This is a genomic window from Phytobacter sp. V91, assembly GCF_965644225.1.
In the GTDB taxonomy this organism is placed as follows: domain Bacteria; phylum Pseudomonadota; class Gammaproteobacteria; order Enterobacterales; family Enterobacteriaceae; genus CBFFRJ01.
Genome location: NZ_CBFFRJ010000108.1, coordinates 1 through 18,096, shown reverse-complemented (window position 1 = coordinate 18,096; position 18,096 = coordinate 1). Strand labels below are relative to the sequence as shown.

General features: G+C 56.1%; 18 protein-coding genes and 1 pseudogene. 3 read left to right on the top strand and 16 right to left on the bottom strand.

Annotated elements, in window-relative coordinates; all coding sequences use genetic code 11:
* Window positions 1-172 precede the first annotated feature (172 nt).
* Entirely contained in the window at window positions 173-2,359 is a 2,187-nt protein-coding gene (katG, locus tag ACSZO4_RS19155; protein WP_437890625.1) for a catalase/peroxidase HPI, read from the top strand.
* Between the two features lie 259 nt (window positions 2,360-2,618).
* Here katG and ACSZO4_RS19150 read toward each other — a convergent pair whose 3' ends face one another.
* The 5 genes from ACSZO4_RS19150 to ACSZO4_RS19130 form a co-directional block, all read right to left on the bottom strand.
* A complete protein-coding gene (locus ACSZO4_RS19150) occupies window positions 2,619-3,398 on the bottom strand; it encodes a heme ABC transporter ATP-binding protein (protein WP_437890624.1) in 780 nt (259 codons plus the stop codon).
* Window positions 3,391-4,386 carry a FecCD family ABC transporter permease gene (locus tag ACSZO4_RS19145; protein ID WP_437890623.1) on the bottom strand — a complete coding sequence of 332 codons (996 nt, stop codon included), beginning with the start codon at window positions 4,384-4,386 and terminating at the stop codon, window positions 3,391-3,393. Before ACSZO4_RS19145 ends, ACSZO4_RS19150 begins: the two co-directional genes overlap by 8 nt.
* Window positions 4,386-5,204, bottom strand: a complete 819-nt coding sequence (locus ACSZO4_RS19140) for a heme/hemin ABC transporter substrate-binding protein (protein ID WP_437890622.1) — start codon at window positions 5,202-5,204, stop codon at window positions 4,386-4,388. Before ACSZO4_RS19140 ends, ACSZO4_RS19145 begins: the two co-directional genes overlap by 1 nt.
* Window positions 5,201-6,253 carry a hemin-degrading factor gene (locus ACSZO4_RS19135; protein ID WP_437890621.1) on the bottom strand — a complete coding sequence of 351 codons (1,053 nt, stop codon included), beginning with the start codon at window positions 6,251-6,253 and terminating at the stop codon, window positions 5,201-5,203. Before ACSZO4_RS19135 ends, ACSZO4_RS19140 begins: the two co-directional genes overlap by 4 nt.
* A gap of 70 nt (window positions 6,254-6,323) precedes the next feature.
* Window positions 6,324-8,696 (bottom strand): TonB-dependent receptor domain-containing protein, encoded by a 2,373-nt coding sequence (locus ACSZO4_RS19130; RefSeq protein WP_437890620.1) that lies wholly within the window; start codon window positions 8,694-8,696, stop codon window positions 6,324-6,326.
* A gap of 216 nt (window positions 8,697-8,912) precedes the next feature.
* On the opposite strand from ACSZO4_RS19130, the gene ACSZO4_RS19125 reads away from it, so the two are divergent.
* Window positions 8,913-9,203 carry a SelT/SelW/SelH family protein gene (locus tag ACSZO4_RS19125; protein WP_437890619.1) on the top strand — a complete coding sequence of 97 codons (291 nt, stop codon included), beginning with the start codon at window positions 8,913-8,915 and terminating at the stop codon, window positions 9,201-9,203.
* Window positions 9,204-9,264: 61 nt separating this feature from the next.
* Here ACSZO4_RS19125 and ACSZO4_RS19120 read toward each other — a convergent pair whose 3' ends face one another.
* The 11 genes and pseudogenes from ACSZO4_RS19120 to cspF all read right to left on the bottom strand — a co-directional run bounded on the left by ACSZO4_RS19120 (window position 9,265) and on the right by cspF (window position 17,467).
* Entirely contained in the window at window positions 9,265-10,239 is a 975-nt protein-coding gene (locus tag ACSZO4_RS19120) for a diguanylate cyclase (RefSeq protein WP_437890618.1), read from the bottom strand.
* Window positions 10,240-10,244: 5 nt separating this feature from the next.
* Window positions 10,245-10,883 carry a chemotaxis protein CheC gene (locus tag ACSZO4_RS19115; RefSeq protein ID WP_437890617.1) on the bottom strand — a complete coding sequence of 213 codons (639 nt, stop codon included), beginning with the start codon at window positions 10,881-10,883 and terminating at the stop codon, window positions 10,245-10,247.
* Window positions 10,880-11,248, bottom strand: coding sequence for a response regulator (locus ACSZO4_RS19110; RefSeq protein WP_437890616.1), 369 nt, complete (start codon window positions 11,246-11,248; stop codon window positions 10,880-10,882). The genes ACSZO4_RS19115 and ACSZO4_RS19110 overlap by 4 nt, the downstream gene beginning before the upstream one ends.
* A gap of 438 nt (window positions 11,249-11,686) precedes the next feature.
* Entirely contained in the window at window positions 11,687-13,018 is a 1,332-nt protein-coding gene (locus tag ACSZO4_RS19105) for an APC family permease (protein ID WP_437890615.1), read from the bottom strand.
* 74 nt (window positions 13,019-13,092) lie between these two features.
* The gene (locus ACSZO4_RS19100) at window positions 13,093-14,253 is read right to left on the bottom strand and encodes an iron-containing alcohol dehydrogenase (RefSeq protein WP_437890614.1); all 1,161 of its coding nucleotides are present in this window, start codon (window positions 14,251-14,253) and stop codon (window positions 13,093-13,095) included.
* A gap of 17 nt (window positions 14,254-14,270) precedes the next feature.
* Entirely contained in the window at window positions 14,271-14,528 is a 258-nt protein-coding gene (locus ACSZO4_RS19095; protein ID WP_437890613.1) for a hypothetical protein, read from the bottom strand.
* Window positions 14,529-14,549: 21 nt separating this feature from the next.
* Window positions 14,550-15,632: an aminotransferase class III-fold pyridoxal phosphate-dependent enzyme gene (locus ACSZO4_RS19090; RefSeq protein ID WP_437890612.1), complete on the bottom strand. Its 1,083-nt coding sequence runs from the start codon at window positions 15,630-15,632 to the stop codon at window positions 14,550-14,552.
* Between the two features lie 145 nt (window positions 15,633-15,777).
* Complete coding sequence (locus ACSZO4_RS19085) at window positions 15,778-16,611, bottom strand: helix-turn-helix domain-containing protein (protein WP_437890611.1); 834 nt, start codon at window positions 16,609-16,611, stop codon at window positions 15,778-15,780.
* A gap of 109 nt (window positions 16,612-16,720) precedes the next feature.
* Window positions 16,721-16,813, bottom strand: a pseudogene (locus tag ACSZO4_RS19080) (integrase); the annotation flags it as partial.
* A 155-nt stretch (window positions 16,814-16,968) separates the two neighbouring features.
* Window positions 16,969-17,133 carry a YnfU family zinc-binding protein gene (locus ACSZO4_RS19075; RefSeq protein ID WP_437890610.1) on the bottom strand — a complete coding sequence of 55 codons (165 nt, stop codon included), beginning with the start codon at window positions 17,131-17,133 and terminating at the stop codon, window positions 16,969-16,971.
* Between the two features lie 121 nt (window positions 17,134-17,254).
* Entirely contained in the window at window positions 17,255-17,467 is a 213-nt protein-coding gene (cspF, locus tag ACSZO4_RS19070; protein ID WP_437890609.1) for a cold shock-like protein CspF, read from the bottom strand.
* A 280-nt stretch (window positions 17,468-17,747) separates the two neighbouring features.
* On the opposite strand from cspF, the gene ACSZO4_RS19065 reads away from it, so the two are divergent.
* Window positions 17,748-17,966 (top strand): cold shock domain-containing protein, encoded by a 219-nt coding sequence (locus ACSZO4_RS19065; protein WP_437890608.1) that lies wholly within the window; start codon window positions 17,748-17,750, stop codon window positions 17,964-17,966.
* Window positions 17,967-18,096: the final 130 nt, after the last annotated feature.

Below are 18,096 nucleotides of genomic sequence, written 5' to 3'. Positions count from 1 at the left end.
GTGCGGGCATCGTGAAAAATCTATGGCAAAGAAAGCCTTATGTTCTCATAACTGACGATTAAATCGCACCTTCCAAAGGATTTGGCTATCAAATCCGTAGATTCATTCAAATATCTTTAACTGGAAGCCGTGTTTACTCTTAAAGGCACTCACAAATAAATGGAGTCAGATTATGAGCATGTCAGAAGACACATCCCCAGGATCCGAAGCTGCAAAATGTCCTTTTCATGAAGGTGGGGCAAAGCCCACGAAGAAGAGCAGTGTCACAACAAACCGGGACTGGTGGCCTGAACAACTGCGTGTGGACCTGCTGAATCAGCACTCCAGCCGTTCCAACCCGCTGGATGCCACCTTTAACTACCGCGAAGAGTTTAAGAAACTCGATTACTCCGGGCTGAAAGCGGACATCAGAAAGGTATTAACCGACTCTCAGGACTGGTGGCCCGCAGACTGGGGCAGCTACATTGGACTCTTTATTCGTATGGCCTGGCATAGCGCAGGCACCTACCGCACCGTCGATGGTCGTGGCGGCTCAGGCCGTGGACAGCAACGTTTTGCCCCCCTCAACTCCTGGCCTGATAACGTCAGTCTGGATAAAGCACGCCGCCTGTTATGGCCGGTCAAACAGAAATACGGGCAGAAAATTTCCTGGGCTGACCTGCTGATGCTGGCCGGTAACGTGGCGCTGGAAAACGCCGGTTTTCGTACCTTCGGATTCGGCGCAGGCCGTGAAGATGTGTGGGAGCCGGATCTCGATGTGAACTGGGGCAATGAAAAATCCTGGCTGACCCATCGCCACCCGGAAAGCCTCGCTCAGGCAGCCATTGGCGCTACCGAAATGGGGCTGATTTACGTTAACCCTGAAGGCCCGAACGCCAGCGGTGAGCCCGTCTCCGCCGGGGCGGCTATTCGCGCCACCTTCGGCAATATGGGGATGGACGATGAAGAGATCGTAGCCCTGATTGCCGGTGGCCACACGCTGGGTAAAACCCATGGTGCCGCCACCCCCGACGGCCACGTCGGTCCTGAGCCGGAAGCCGCGCCCATCGAGGCGCAGGGCCTGGGCTGGAACAGCAGCTATGCCAGCGGCGCTGGCGCCGATGCCATCACCTCCGGCCTCGAAGTGGTCTGGACCCAGACCCCGACCCAGTGGAGTAACTACTTCTTTGAGAACCTGTTCAAATACGAATGGGTACAGACCCGCAGCCCGGCAGGTGCCATTCAGTTTGAAGCCAAAGATGCCCCGGATATCATTCCTGATCCCTTCCATCCGGAGATAAAACGTAAGCCGACCATGCTGGTCACCGACCTGACCCTGCGCTTTGACCCGGATTTTGAGAAGATTTCTCGTCGCTTCCTCAACGATCCCCAGGCCTTTAACGAAGCCTTTGCCCGCGCCTGGTTCAAACTGACTCACCGTGATATGGGGCCAAAAGCGCGTTACATCGGCCCTGAAGTCCCTGGTGAAGATCTGATCTGGCAGGATCCATTACCCGCAGCCACCCACCAGCCGACTGATACAGATATCGCCAGCCTGAAAGTGGCGATTGCCGGTGCGGGGCTGTCGGTCAGTGAGCTGATTTCCGTCGCCTGGGCGTCCGCTTCCACGTTCCGTGGCGGCGACAAACGCGGCGGGGCAAACGGTGCGCGCCTGGCGCTGGCGCCGCAGAATGGCTGGCCGGTGAATGCGGTTGCGCTCAAGGCCCTGCCCGCTCTGCAAGCCATAGCTAAGGCCTCGGGTAAAGCGTCGCTGGCCGATATCATTGTGCTGGCGGGTGTGGTCGGTATTGAGCAGGCTGCGGCGGCAGCGGGCGTGCATGTCAGTGTGCCCTTTACGCCGGGCCGGGTGGATGCAAGCCTGGAGCAGACCGATGTTGAGTCATTTAAACTGCTGGAGCCGCTGGCAGATGGTTTGCGTAACTACCGCCGGGTGCATGACGATATCAGCACCGAAACCCTGCTTATCGATAAGGCGCAGCAACTGACGCTGACCGCGCCTGAACTGACGGTACTGCTGGGTGGGATGCGCGTGCTGGGCACCAACTTTGATGGCAGCCAGCACGGGGTCTTTACCGATCGCCCAGGCGTGCTCAGTAACGACTTCTTCGTTAACCTGCTGGATATGCGCACCGCGTGGACGCCGGTTGATGAAAAAGCGGAGTTGTTCGAGGGACGTGACCGTAAGAGCGGTGAAGTAAAATACACCGCAACCCGCGCTGACCTTATTTTTGGTTCAAACTCCATTCTGCGCGCCCTGGCTGAGGTGTACGCCAGTGACGATGCCAAACAGAAGTTCGTCTCTGACTTCGTGGCAGCCTGGACCAAAGTGATGAATCTGGACCGTTTCGATCTGCAATAATCGACAGACTCACCGGCGGGCGACTTCGTTGCCCGCCGGTTTTTTTTCGCCCGGACTTTGATTACGCCTCCCCGATAAGCTATGTCGATCACAGTATTCATCCGCCGCCAGTCACCGGATCCTTATTCAATCAGCCGTATTTCATCCGCCTCATAGCGCAGAAATCAAAACTGGCTTCCTGCTGATGGCGCATGCTGTCCACGCACGCGAGGCCAAAAAACGCGGCTGTCGTAGCCATGATGCGCTACGACAGCCTTTTTTACGGCGTCAAAAAGACCTGCGGCGTTTCTCCGTCCGGGTGGGTTTCCACCCTCACCTCAGCCCGGTACCATTTTTCGATGATCGGTTGCACAATTACCTCTTCTGGCGCGCCCTGCGCCACCAGACGCCCCTGATGCAACAGCAAAATCCGGTCGGCCCAGAGTGCGGCAAGATTGAGATCGTGCAGCACAACGCAGACATGCAGATCCCCTTGCCGGGTCAGGGTTTTCAGCAACCGCAGCAGCTGTTGTTGATGATAGAGATCCAGCGCCGAAGTGGGTTCGTCAAGAAACAGCCAGCCCTTAGGCCCGCCTTCCTGCCATAGCTGCGCCAGGCAACGCGCCAGTTGCACCCGCTGCTGCTCTCCGCCGGAGAGCGTGGCATAGTTACGCCCGGCAAGACTCTGGCAATCGGTCAGGGCCATCACCTGCTGCACAACCTCAGATTCCCGCGCTTTCCCCCAGGGCGCGCGGCCCATCGCCACAATGCCTTCCACCTGCCAGTCAAAGCGCAGTTGGGTCTGCTGTAACATGACCGCCCGGCGGCGGGACAGCGCCTGCGGCGGCCATGCGCTGAGCAAACGCCCCTCAATCTCACATTGCCCTTTTGCCGCCGGCAGATAGCCCGTCAGCAGGCGCAGCAGGGTTGATTTTCCGGCACCATTGGGGCCAATCAGGGCCACCATTTCTCCGGCATCGAGGGTTAAGGAGAGATCGCTGATTAACTGTCGCTGGCCGTAGCTCAGAGAGAGATGGCTGGCGGTTAAACGCTTATCCATGGGAGGCTCTCCCCTGGCGGAATATCAGCCATAAAAACCAGGGCGCGCCGAGGAAGCTGGTGATCAGCCCCACCGGCATTTCGGCAGGCGCGACAATGGTGCGCGCCACCGTATCTGCGATAAGCAGCAGGATAGCCCCCATCAGCAGCGAACCGGGGACCAGCCCGCGATGATCGGCTCCCAACAGCATGCGCATCAGGTGCGGTACTACCAGGCCAATAAAGCTGATAATCCCGCAGATGGCGACGGATGAGGCCACCAGCAGCGCACTGCACAGCAGCATGATGTGCTGTAACCGGGTCACATTGACCCCCAGATAGTGGGCCTCTTCGTCGCCAAGTTGCAGCAGATTGAGCTGCCCGGCAATGCGCCACACCACAAGCGATGAGGGGATCATCAGCGTGGCGGCGACCAACAGCGTTGACCACTGCGCCTGGCCGACGGTGCCCATCCCCCACAGCGAGAGCTGACGCAGTTGCGCATCATTGCTCACCCACGACAGCATCCCGACACCCGCCGCGCAGAGTGCGTTGATGGCAATCCCCACCAGCAACAGCCGCGAGAGGGTGCCATCCTGCGATTTACTCAGCATAAAGATGATGATCATCACCGCCAGGCTGCCGATAAAAGCCGCCACCATCGGGGCATAGAGGGCGACCAGCGCCGGTACAGACAACGGTAAAACCAGCCAGAACGCCACCGCCAGCGCTGCGCCGCCGCAGATGCCAAGCAGGCTGGGATCCGCCAGTGGATTACGGAACAGCCCTTGCAGCACGCAGCCGGACAGCGCCAGCGACGCCCCCACCAGCAGCGCCAGCAGCACGCGCGGCAGACGAATTGTCAACCAGATCTGTCGCAGCCCTTCGTCACCCGCACTCCATAAGCTGGTCAGCGGCAGGCGCATCGCCCCCATGGTGGTGGCAAACAGCGTAACCCCCAACAACAGCAGCGCCAGCCCCCACAGATAACGCGCAGCCAACGGACGCATCAGGGAGTGGACTCGGCTTTGTCGCGCAGGGCATGCAGCGCCTGCGGGGTGCGGACGCTAAAGCCCAGCAGGGCAATATCATCGATTATCTGCACCTGCTTATTGCTCCCGGCGGGCGTCTGGGCCAGACCCGGCAGCTTCCACAGGTTCTCTTCTCCGCCGAGGCTTTTTACGCCGTCAGCGGAAACCACCACCAGATCCGGGGCACTGGCGATCACCCCTTCCTGGGAGAGCGCGCGATAATGGTCAAACCCCTGCATTGCATTGATTAAACCCGCCGCGCGAATTGCGCCATCCGCCGCCGTTTGCTGTCCGGCAACCATCGAACCCATCCCGCCGTGGCTGAGAATAAACAGCACCCGTTTGTTAAGGGCGGTTTTGGGCAGAGAGGCTATTTCGGCATCCAGCTTTTTACGCAGGGCATCACCCTGGGCTTTTTTACCCAGCGCACCGGCGATAACCTCAACTTTCTCGTCGATGGCCGCAAGCGTATAGCCGCCGGGCACGGTGGTCACCTTCACGTGGTTATCAGCAAGCCGGGTGAGGACCTGCGATGGCTGCACCTGCGCGCTTGCCAGCACCAGCGTCGGGCGCAGCGAGAGAATACCTTCGGCATTAAGCTGGCGCACATAACCGACGTTCGGCAGTTTCTGCACTTCCGCAGGCCAGGTGCTGGTACTGTCACGGGCCACCAGGCTTTGCTCTGCCCCTAATGCCCAGGCAATTTCGGTCACATCGCCGCCGAGCGGGATAATGCGCTCCGTTGCCGCCTGCGCCAGCAGCGGCAGTGCGGCCAGCAGGATCAGGAGTTTTTTCATGCCGCTTTTCCTTTCGCCGCCAGGGCATCGATCTGGGCTCGCCACTGGCTTTGCTCGGCGTTGCCTTCGCTGCGCTGACCATACAACTGGGCAATTTGGGTGCCATCGGCGGCAAAGAGTTCGAGGCTGGTCACATGGCCGTCGGCAGTGGGTTTACGGGTTACCCAGCTTTCGCTGATCGCCGTGTCACGCAGATGCAGCGTAAAGGATTTATTGAAAATGTTGAGCCAGCCTTTCATCGGCGTAACCTTCTCCAACGCGCCGGTAAAGATCTGGGTACAGCCCCGGTTGCCGACGAAAATCATGATTTCGTTGCCGTCACTGAGGACGGTATCCAGCAGTTGCGCCAGCGCATCGTTACTGACCAGACATGCCAGGTCATCCCCCACCAGGCGGAAAGCCTGCTGGCGGGTAAGATTGTGCTTTTTCAGCAGACCAAAGAACTGGTGCACATCGGTCATTGCGCGCCAGGCGCTGTCGAGCGCCACGGCATCCGTCTGCGTTGCCTGCTCAGGCGCCGCCGCGCTTTTCACCACCAGGGGCTGGTTTTGTTCTGCGCTAAAACGAGCGATCAGCGCCTGCCAGGCGGCCGTATCCGTACTGGTCGTCATATAGACCTTCAGCAGCGCATCGCCCTGCCAGTCAAAGAACTGGATACTCTGGCGCTCGCCCTGTTGATGCTGTTCCCGCAGGAAAAAGGCGCTCGCCCACTGGGTGATAAACAGACGCAGATCCAGCGCGCGCGGGTTCAGTACCAGCCCGGCATGTTCGCCGATATTCAGATTGCTAAAGCTGCCGAGTTGCTCATGCACGGCAAACTCATTACGGCAGAGACATTTGGTCTCCCCGACCGCTTCCAGGCCACTGAGGATCCCGCGCAGATCGTCGCTCAGCCGCTGCGCATCATGACCGACGCGGGAGAAGGTCAGTTGTGCTTCGCTGATGCCGAGATCCCCGGCAATATCACGGGCATAGCGGGCGGCGTTCTGGCTTTTCACGCTCTGATACTGCTGCCAGATGTCCTGAGCATGTTGCGATGATTGGGTCATGTCAGTGCTTCCTTCTTATGATAAAACCTCCGGCCAGCTTGCCGGAGGGCAGGTAAAACCATGAAATGGATCAGAAATCGACGTTCACGCCCAACTGCCAGCTACGACCCGGCATGGTTGCCAGGGCTTTGTCGTATGCATCCTGGTTGGTGGACACTTCCTGAGTACGGCTGTTCAGGTAATCCCAGTACTTACGGTCGGTGATGTTATAAACGCCGCCATTGATTTTGACGTTTTTCGCCACCTGCCAGTACGCAGTCCAGTCCAGCAGGCCGTAGCCAGGCACACGCATGTACTCGTTGCTGGAATCGCTAATCGCCGAACCGGTATTGGTGTAGGATTCACGACTGGTTGCCGTCGCCTGCTTGCCTTTAACGAAGGTCGCCGTCAGCGCAGTACCGTACTGTTTCGCCGGGTCATCATAAGCCACGCCGACAATCGCTTTCATCGGCGCGACGCTGTCGAGATCGATGTACTTGTCACCCATATAGCGTGACTTCGACTGACCCTGAGAATAGCCATAGGCCAGGGTTGCGCTCAGGCCATCAACCTGTTCAAACCAGGTGCCAAAGTTGAATCGGGTACTGATTTCGCCGCCGTAGATCCAGGCTTTATCGCGGTTTTCCGCCTGATAAATGGTGTAGATATTGGACGGCACCCGGGTGAATTTATCCGGGTTATTGGCGCGAGTGTAGCGGGTATAAGCGATAAAGTTCTTATAGCTGTTATAGAACAGCGAGGTGCGCATGGTGATACCTTCCGTCACCTCGCCTTTCATCCCCCACTCAAGGTTATCGCTGGTTTCGGTCTTCACATCGGTGTTACCGATAAGCGCGTACTGACCGCGACCGGCATAGCTGGAGCCCAGGTTCCAGGAGCCATACAGCTGGCTGGCGTTCGGGAACTCTGCGCCACGGGTGTATTGCAGGTAAGTCATCAGACGCGGAGTAAGGTCGTACTGGAAGGTCAGCGACGGCAGCACCTGGGTGTCAGAGTTCTTGCCATACAGCGTGGCGACGTCGTCCTCATCCAGCACCGTACTGTTGGTGGTCAGGCTGCTGAGATTTTCCGGCTTCATGGACTGATGCACCACACGCACGCCCGGAATAATGGCGAAGTTGTGGCTGTCCAGATCGAAGTTAATCTGATCCTGAACAAAGGCCCCGAGGGTGTAGCTGCTGGAGTCCGCTTCCGGCTGCATAATGGCGCTGAAGGTACTCGGCACCGGCGACTGGCTGAACGGACGCTCCGTTTTGGTGGTGCTGGCGTTAAAGCCTGCGCTCAGATCGTGGCGACCGAGGGTTTTTGCCATCGCGCTCTGAATACCCCAGGTATCGGTGTCGTAGTTAGATGCCACCGTTTCCAGCGCCAGCGAGGTGCTGTCCGGCATATAGGTCCAGTCATGCGCTTCGGTATGCTGATAGAAGACTTTGGTGGACATGCTGTCCAGCCAGTCGTTCATTGGCGTCCAGTCATCCTTCAGGCTCAGCCCCCAACGGCGGGTCTGGGTAGTCTGCTGCGCATCGCCAATAATACTGCTGCCCGCGCTGTCCCAGGCATCGTAATGGGTATGGTTGGTCTTGTGGTAATAGTCGAGTGTGGTGGTCAGCTTGTGGCTATCTGTCGCCTGCCAGATGCCGGAGGCCATCATCGCATCGGAGTGCCAGTTCGCCGGGTACGCGTCAATGGTGCCGCTGTTATTGCGGGTTTGCTGACCATCGCGACGGCTGTAGACAAAAATACCGCGCAGGGTGTCATCGCCGCCTGCCGCAGTCAGGCCATTGTGCCAGCTGCGATCGGCAGAGTCATAATCCGTCTGGTAACCGAAGTAGGTCTCTTTCCCGGCGTGCAGGTAGTTGTCCGCTGATTTCGGTTTAAAGGAGACGTTGCCGCCGATAGAGGTATTGGCATTATCGATGGCGGTCGCACCGGCATGGATATCCACATTGCCGTACATATAGGGGTCAATGTAGTCGCGGCCAATACCAAAGGAGTTCAGCCCGGCACGGCTAACGTAGCTGCGTCCGGTGGCGTCCGGCTGAGGAATACCGTCAACGTCGATCCCCACGCGGTTGCTTTCAAGGCCACGGATGTTGTAACCGGTATAGCCGCCGCGGTCGAAGCCGCTCTTGCCGTTGCCGGATCCACCGCTGGCACCGGTCGCGCTGATCAGGGGCTCATAACGCATGATCGAACCGAAATCGTTGGCGCCTTTCTTTTGCAAATCCTCAGCGCTGATCGAATGGTTGCTCCCGGCTTTCAGAACCGGAGCGGGTGCGGTGATCAGCATCTCGTCGGCATTTTCCTGCCCGGGGGCGGTTGCCGCTGTTGATGTCGTTACGCTATCAGCCGCCATAGCGGAGGTCTGATACAGTGCTGCGAGCAGTGAAGTGACCAGGATGCTTTTACGAGACGGCACCTGGAAAAATTGCGATGTACCCATAGTTTTTTGCAAGCCTTAGAATTTATTAGTATCAGGCCCACATGTTGCTTCCAGTCTTTTTATTGTGTTGGCGTATGTCAGCAGGAGACAGGTCCACATTGTTATGGATTGAATAATAATGATAATAATTATCACTTGCAACAACTTCACACTTTCTTCACTATTTCGCCAATGTTTTGGCTACACTGGGCAACGCTTACTCACATGGTTAACAATATGCAGACCACCAAACCGGCTATCCGTATTCATTACTGTACACAGTGCAACTGGATGCTCCGCGCCAGCTGGATGGCTCAGGAGCTGTTACACAGCTTCAGCGCCGATATCGCCTCGGTTACCCTGGTGCCAGGTACTGGCGGTATTTTCGTGATTGATATCGATGAGCATGTTATCTGGGAGCGGAAACAGGAAGGCGGCTTTCCGGATGCGGCAGAGTTAAAACGGCGGGTGCGGGATTACTGTTTTCCGGAGAAAACACTCGGGCATCTGGAAAAGAAAAGCGACTGATGGCTATCCTGTAGCGCTGCCATCCCTGGCGTTGGACTACCAATAGAAATCAGAGAAAAACTCAGTTGTTGTCGGGAGTACTCAGCGTGGTCAGGCTCTCAGGAAAGGCCACTACGCTTGCCCGCACGATGTTGCGCCCGGCATGTTTTGCCTCATACAACGCGTCGTCCGCCGCCTGAATCAGATCCCCGTAGTCCGAATGGAGCCGCTGATTGTAGCTGGCAACGCCGATACTTACGCTGACAATACCCGCCGTGGCATTGGCATGGGGGAGCAACAGATTCTGCACGCTGGCGCGCAGTTTTTCCGCCACTTCCACGGCATCTGCCGAACGCATTTCCGGCAGCAGCGCGCAGAACTCTTCCCCGCCATAGCGGAAAAGCAGATCCGAACTGCGCGGGAGGGCGTTACGCATTGCCGTCGCCACCTGCTGCAGGCACAGATCCCCCTGCTGGTGACCGTAGCGATCGTTATAGCGCTTAAAATGATCGACATCGATAAGCAGTAAAGAGAGCGGCTTATTATTGCGTTTGCTGGCCCGCCACTCTTTGTCAATACAGACATCAAAGTAGCGACGGTTGCCAACGCCGGTCAGGCCATCTGAAAACGATTGTGACAACAGCACATGCGCCTGCTCCCGCAGCAAGGATTCACGGCGTACCGCCTGGCTGACATCGACAATCTGAATAAGCCCGTAACGTTCAGTATCTCCCAGCGGCACAATGGTGACCGCCTGACTGAGCCGCACGCCCGGATGCGCAGGTTCGGCAAACAGCGGGAATGGCGAACGGTGCAACGACTGCGACAGCAGCGCCGGAAGATTGTGGCTGATAGCCTGTTTAAGTGCGACGCCCACGCGATGATTACGCAGATCAGGAAATACCGTAAAGAAATCCTGATTAAGCGTATCGCTCGCCGCGCGACCGGTGTGTGTTTCTAACCAAGCGTTCCACAGCGTAATGCGGTAGTTCGCATCAACCACTATCACCCCAAGACTGAGGGCGGAAAATGCATCCAGTAACAGCTTGTCTTTCATAGTAATTATAATCCGTCAGGGACCATACCGGATTCCAGGCGCTCGATATAGAGCCTGACTTGTTCGCGCAGATCGCGCAGCGCCGTCATGTCGAGAATAAACGCCAGATAGCCCTCAATTTGCTGACGTTCGAGAGAGAAATCGATCCGCAGCATCAACACCGGCGGGTCAATACTGTCCTGCTCCGGGTTGAGGATCTGTTCGCTGCTGCCGACACGAAACACCGGCAGAGAGCCTTCCAGCTCTTTCTCGAACATATTGGCAAGGGTTCCCACGCAGGCATTGAGCACGATATTGCCGATCTCGCACATCGCTTCGCGCTCCATCTCCCCCAGTTCGTCTGCCGGGATCAGGTCGCCGACCATCATGCGCACTATTTCAAAACTGGCCTGTTCCGGGAACATCAGAATGGCTTCGGTGGCGTAAGCCCCTTTGTAATGCTGGCTGATCCCACACAGCGAGAGCCCTGCCCCCAGTTCATCCGCCGCTTCTGAGCGGGTGGTGATCCGAATCGAGGGCACGGACATGCGCACTTCTTCATTGACGATACTGCTCATCGCCGCCGCCGCGTGCCCCACCCCGATGTTGAAGATCTCCATCAGGCTGTCCGCTTCAAGCTCGCTCATGCTCATTTCATCGATCATACGCTCGACTCCAGGTTGTTCAGCATGGCATGAGTGTCCGACTCTTTAATCGGCTTCGACAAAAAACCGATCCCCAACTGTTCCGCCTGTACCTGAACAGAGGTCTGTACGTTAGCGGTCAGCAGCACAATGTGGGTTTGCGGATGAGCGTCACGCAGTATTGCCGCTGCGGCCAGCCCACCCATGCCCGGCATATTGACGTCGAGCAGGATCAGATACGGCTGCTTTTCCGCCGCCATCTCAATTGCCTGCTCACCAGTTGCCGCCTCTGCAATATCCCAGTCCTTGTGCTGTCTCAGCACGTACTGGCGGGAGATCATCCGTGATAAACGACTGTCATCAACAATGAGGATATGTTTAGGCATCTTAAAACTCTCGGTTACGGTTCAACTGGTACAAAATTCCCCCGCCAGTATCGCCAACGTGAAAATCAGCACGAAACACGGGCGTTTGCGGGTAGCAATCTGAACGTTTAATACAGCCACAGGACAGCGTTTATCGGCGTATTTCCGTTAGGTACACAGTTAATCGGCAATGTGACGAAATTAATTAGCCCAATCATGTAAGAAGTTTGCAACTGCTGCCAGCTTTACGGCTGACAGAGGATTTATTCATCGAAGCGGCGCTACGCAGGGAGAAAAGGCGGCAAAGGAGGCTATCAACAATGCACAAAACGACGAACGAGAGGCTCGTTCGTCGTCATCAACCGGGAAGGAAAACTATAGCACCGGGGCGCTCACCGCCTGACGATGATGGACGCGAAAGGCAATCACATAGCCTACCATGGCGATCGCCAGCACCAGCTAGGGAATGATAAAGATGCTACGCGAAGAGGTGCCGCTGAGCAGGTCGAGATTCTGAATTACCATCGCCAGCGCCGTCAGCATGCTCAGGGTGGCAATAAAGGGAGCAATGCAGTGGCTCCAGAGCCGGGTCGTCAGCGCCCCCTGACGGTAAAACCAGGCAATCACCGCCGCCGACACCCCCGCCTGTAGCAGCAGGATAGCCATGGTTGCCAGCGCCGATCCCCAGGCAAAAATATCCACCATCGGATCCAGACCTAAGCTTACCATCAGCAGCAGCGTGCCGATTATCACCACGCTTTGTACCGTGCTGGCAATATAGGGCGTCCCTTTACCGGCGCGCACGCTGGACATTTTCTTCCACAGATAGCCGTCGCGGCTGATGCTGAACAAATAGCGGGAAATGTTGTTATGAAACGCCTGGGTGGCGGCAAACAGGCTGGTTATCAGCAGCAGGGACATCATCTCCACCGCCCAGCGGCCGAGCACATTTTCGGCAATATCAAAAATAAAGCGCCCAGGGTTGGTTGTGGCGGCACTCACCACCTTCTCCACGCCCCAGGCCTGCACCAGCACCCAACTGGTAAAGGTGAAAAACAGCGTGATCAGCACCACGGCAAGCAGCGTGGCGCGCGGAATGGCTTTTTCCGGCTCCCGGCACTCTTCGCCATAGATAGCGGTGGATTCAAAACCGATAAAGGCCGCGATGGTAAAGATCAGCGCGATGCCTAAATGGCCCTCCGACACCACCGAAGGGGTAAAGGATGAGAAATTAAGCACCACCGACTGACCATGCAGATGCAGGAGTGCCGCCACATCGGTGAGCAACATGATGCCCACTTCCAGCAGCATTAATATGCCAAGCACCTTGCCGCCCACCTCCACGCTTTCGATGCCCAGCACCCACACTACCAGCAGCATGGCGATGCTAAATACCCACCAGGAGAGCTGCAGCGCAAGGTGCTCGCTGACGTACATTTCGCAGAAGAAGCCGAAAAGCGCCACCACGCCAAGCTGGATAGCAAAATAGGCCAGCAGCGCCACCATCAGTGCCGCCACGCCAATATTTCGCCCCAGGCCTAACGAGATATAGCTGTAAAAGGCCCCGGCATTGGTGACGTGGCGACTCATAGCCACATAACCAAAGGAGAAGATGATCAGTATCAGCCCGGCAATCACATAAATCGCCGGGATCCCTGCGCCGTTACCTGCGGAAATGGCCACCGGCAAGCCCCCCACCACCCCGGTAAGCGGCGACGCTGCGGCCACCACAAAAAAGATCAGTGACCACATCCCCAGACTGTTTTTCTTAAGCGTTGATTCGTTATGCATTTTTCAGTCTCCAGTGAGTCTGATTGAACGACGACAATCAATGCCGCGCCGTCGGGATGACGCGGCACGGGAGGTTATAAACAGGCAATATAGAGGGCGCGGATCTCATCTGCGGACGCCAGCCTCGGGTTTTGCTGAATACTGACCTGCATGGTTTCGCAGCAGCGGCGGGTCATCCACTCGATTTCATCGTGCTTGACCCCCAGGTCACTGAGCGTAAAGGCCAGGTTCAGCCGGACTATCAGCGCGCGGACCTGCGCAATGCTATGGCGTGCGCAGTCGATCTCGCTCATACCGCTGGTTTCGCCCGTCAGATCCAGGGCTCTGGCAACGGTTGCGAAGGCCTGAAGATTGCTGCGCCAGGAGAACTCCATCAACGCCGGATAGAGCGCCGCCAGCCCGACGCCATGGGTGATGTTGTGCAGCCCGCTCAGCGGGTGCTCCATGGCATGGGGTAAACCGCAGGCAGAAAGGCCGATCGCCATGCCGCCAAGGGTGTTCGCCCAGCACACCTGCTCCCAGCTGGCGATATTAGTGGCATCCTCAAAGACCAGAGGCAGATGCTGCGCCAGCAGCCTGATGGCCTGCCCGGCCATCATTGCGCTCATCGGCTGAACGAACCTGCCCACCAGCGCCTCAATGTTATGCGACAGGGCATCGAAGCCGGTTGCCGCTATCATGGCTGGCGGCAGCGTCACCATCAGTTCCGGGTCAACAATCGCCGTCTTCGCAAACAGCAACGGAGTAAAGAACACCAGCTTGTCGGAGGTAAAGGGGTTGGTGAAGACCGCCACGCAATTCCCTTCACTGCCGGTACCGGCGGTGGTGGTCATCAGCACCAGCGGTACGGCCTCGCCTTCAATCTGCGGCAGGTGCAGGTAATCGGTGACCTTGCCACTGTGGCGTCCCATAAAGGCAATACCCTTTGCGGCATCCATTACGCTGCCGCCGCCGATACCGAGCACCACGTTACATCCCGTGGCCCGCAGGCGCTCACTGCCGCTGTCAATGGTGGTGGTGAGGGGATTGGCCTCCACGCAGTCGAACAATTCGACCTCCACCCCCGCCTTTGCCAGCAGCTGCAAACAGCGGTCGAGCAGGCCCGAGGCTTTACAGCTGTGTCGCCCGGTGACCAGCAACACTTTATTGCCCAGCCGCGCCACTTCGTCCCCGACGCTCGCCGCTTTTCCCCGGCCAAACTGGATGTTGACCGGTAAGCTATAGCTAAAATTCATGCTCTGCTCCCCCGCCATCACGCGCTGACCTGGGCTTCAGCTACGGTTTTGACCACCAGCTCCACCGAGGCTTCAAAGGCGTTGAGGCCATACTCCAGCTCTTCGTCGCTGATGATTAGCGGCGGCAGGAAGCGGAACACGGCGAGGTTGTTGATGGTGAAATTCACCTGTACGCGGTAGTTTTCCACCATATTCCCGGCAATCATCGCCGAGTAATATTCGCCCAGGGTGGCCTGTAATCCGGCAGGGATTTTGCCGAACTCCACGCCGATCATCAGCCCTTTGCCGCGAACCTCTTAGATAACGTCCGGGTAGCGCTGCTGCACCTCGCGCAGACGTTTCATCATCAGATCCCCTTTACGCTGCGCCATGCCGCACAGATCGTGCTCGAGGATAAATTGCAGCGCTCCCAGCGCGGCGGCGGCGCTCAGGGTGTTCTCCTGATAGGTCGCGGTATGGTGATAGCAGGTTTCCAGGCTACCGTAGGCGGCATCGTAAAGAGTTTCGGTGCACAGGTAGCCGCCAAAAGGCACCAGGCCGCCGGAGAGACCTTTGGCAAACACAATGCAGTCCGGAACGATGTCATCGTGTTCGCAACACCAGAACTTGCCGGTGCGCGCCGCCCCGCACTGGATCTCATCCAGCACCAGCAGCGTGTCGTAACGATCGCAAAGCGCGCGGGCCGTTTTCAGATAGCCTTCCGGCGGCACAATAATCCCGCCCTCGCCCTGAATTGGCTCCACCACAAAGGCTTTGTATTTTCCTGTCGCCAGCGCCGCTTCCAGTGCCGCCACTGAGCCATATTCGATATGGTCAATATTCGCGAGGGTTGGCTGCTGAAAAGCGCGCCATTTATCCTTGCCGCCCAGGGATACTGCCCCTGAGGTTTTACCGTGAAATGCATTGAGGGTCGCCAGCAGATGGGTTTTTTCCGGTTTATTGCGGGTCGCCAGCTTGACCATTTTGATCATCCCCTCAATGGCTTCCGCGCCACCCGTCGCCGTGCCGACTTTGGTTAGCTTGCCCTGAGGCGAGAGCAACGCCAGGTTATGCGCCAGGGCCGCCGCCACGTTGTGGTAGGAGATGGCCCCCATCATAAACTGCTTGCTGTCGAAGCATTTTTGCAGGCAGGACCAGACAAAATCGTTGTTGTTGCCAACGGTGACCACCCCAACGGCGCCGATCATATCGAGGTGCTTATCGCCATTCTCATCAATAAAGGTACAGCCCTGCGCACGGGTAAAATATTTGGCGTGACCGTCGAGGGTACGCAGGCGATTAAGGTGTTTGAGTTGCAGCGCTTTGGTGGTTTCGCCATCGAGGGTCAGTGCGTCGTCAATGGTCAGAAAATCGGAGACAAGCGATTTTACGTCAGTCATAAATAAGCCCTTTTATTGAAATAAATAACGGTGCGTGTGGCTTATTTCTATGCGTTCCCGGCGACGTAAAATAGAAGAAATCGGAACTGGCCGTGGTGCATTCAGGTGGGCATTAATGGCGTTTCGCGCACTAAAACTGTGCGCATCAGCATTGCAGGATCCGCTGCTGATAATTAATTTCACGGATGTAAGCCAGGTAGGCCCTGGGCGACATCATGGCGAAGTGTTTAAACTCGCGCAGAAAGTGCGACTGGTCGGCGTAGCCCAGCTCCTGCGCCATACCGGCAAGGTTGCAACTGCCCCCCTGATTGAGCTGAGAAAGGGCATACTGAAAGCGCACCATGCAGCAGAAAACCTTGGGCGACATACCGCAGTTTTCACGAAAAACACGCTGGATATAACGCGCGGAATAGAGGGTCTTCTTCTCCAGCTCTTCCACCCGGATCGCCCCGTGGTGCTTAAGAATAATGTCTATCAGCTGCAACAGCAGGCTGGCGGAAGCCCGGTTCAGGCGTGCGCCAAAGTGCTGCATAAAGAGCGCCATTTGCTGGCTGAAATCGCTGCTGGCGACAATTTGCTCGAACACCCCATGTTTGCCGGGGGCGGCATCGTTAAAACCCAGTTCGTGGCCAAAGAGGTCGCTGGCGTAGACGTCGAGAAAATCGGGCATCACGCCGGGCATAAAGCGCACGCCGAAATAGCGCTGCCCGCGCTCAAGGGTTATCTGGTGCGCCATTTCGGTGCTGCCGCACACCCGCGCCGTGGGGTTGGCCGGGTCGCAGTTAAACAGGATATCGACGCTGCCGTCCGGCACGGCGAGGGCAAAACGTGGGGAGTCTGACACCTGAAAGCTATAGAAATGGGCAATTGGCGAGCCCGGCATGCTCTTTTTCAGGTAGCTTGCCGCTGAACTGATCACAAAATAGGGCTGCAAAGGACGCACCGTCCCCACCCCACCCACGCCAGCCGTTGCTTTCATAGAGACCTTCAGTGCCCAAAAGAGATCTCATATTCCAGCAATAACTATGCCAAATGAATCTGGTCTCGCTGTCGCATTTGCAGGTCCTGGCGCGGTAAGCACACCGGTTTTAGTTCCACGCACTTTTTGAGATTTCCGGGTCTTCAGCCATCAGCCGGTATTCTTCCAGCGTCAGGTTATTCAGGGATCCTTGAGGCCGCTCGATGAAGGCATTCTGGCGACGTTAGCGCGCAGGGCAGTTGCGAAATCAGTTCGGCAACGTTCTCTCAGGATGGGCGTAAGGCATCAGGATCTAACAGCTGTTAAAATTTAACTTAAGTATGGAGCACGGGGTTTATATGTGACTCAGTGTCAGGATTAGTGTGGCGAGACAAACAGCGCCTTACAACCCGGGCACTGCATTGTCTGTTTACGGCGAATTCGAGAGAGAGATTGAGACGATCGTAAGCCGCATACCGGACAGATGACAAAGGACGTCGATGAGCCACCAATGAATTTCATTGCGTAATCGATGAGAGACATGATGATTAACCTTTCAATGAATGAGCTTCACCGTAACACGTTTGATTGAAATTTAATCATTTAATTTATCATTCTATTATTTATCCCGTAGCGGGATACCACAGATAGAGATGACGTCGTTTCAGGAAAGATAGATGTTCGCAGCCACGGGGCCACTGAGACCGTTGATCCGGCAAAATTCGATGCGGATACCTGGAATAAGTAATTCTGATTCGCTGGATTTAACGGCGGAAATGTGAAGCAGAACGTCTTTTCGACCATCAGAAGGGGTGATGAGACCTCTGCCACTAAGGCTATCAAAACTTTTGACAATTCCTGTCATTTTACGGGACAAATCGATTCCTTTTATTGAAAACACCTGGCAACTATACGTTGAAATAAATTTAATGCCACTTTTAATTTTTCACCCGGGACCTCCGGACGGCTAAAATATAATTTGCTTATTATGGCTTACCGTGCCTTAATAAACTCCTCTGTTCGATGAACAAACGAACGTAAAAAATTTTCCGGGCAGTCCTCATTACCAGGCGCTATCGATGATATCCCCTTCTTTTGAGTCCATACGCTTAATACTATACGTTTACTATCAATAATGTTATGTAACTGGAGTCAATATGACCTCAAGAATTAAAGGCCTGGTAAAGTGGTTTAACGAAGACAAAGGCTTTGGTTTCATCTCTCCTCTTGATGGAAGCAAAGATATCTTTGTTCATTTTTCTGCGCTCACTGGCGATAACTTCAAAACTTTATTTGAAGGGCAGAAGGTTGAATTCGCAATACATAGTGGTGATAAAGGCCCTGCAGCTACAAACGTAATACTTTGCGATAAATAAATATTTGTGGATCTGCGACAACGATGAAGGATTATTCCTGAGTAGACAGATCCATTAAGGAAGGTGCGATTTAATCGTCAGTTATGAGAACATAAGGCTTTCTTTGCCATAGATTTTTCACGATGCCCGC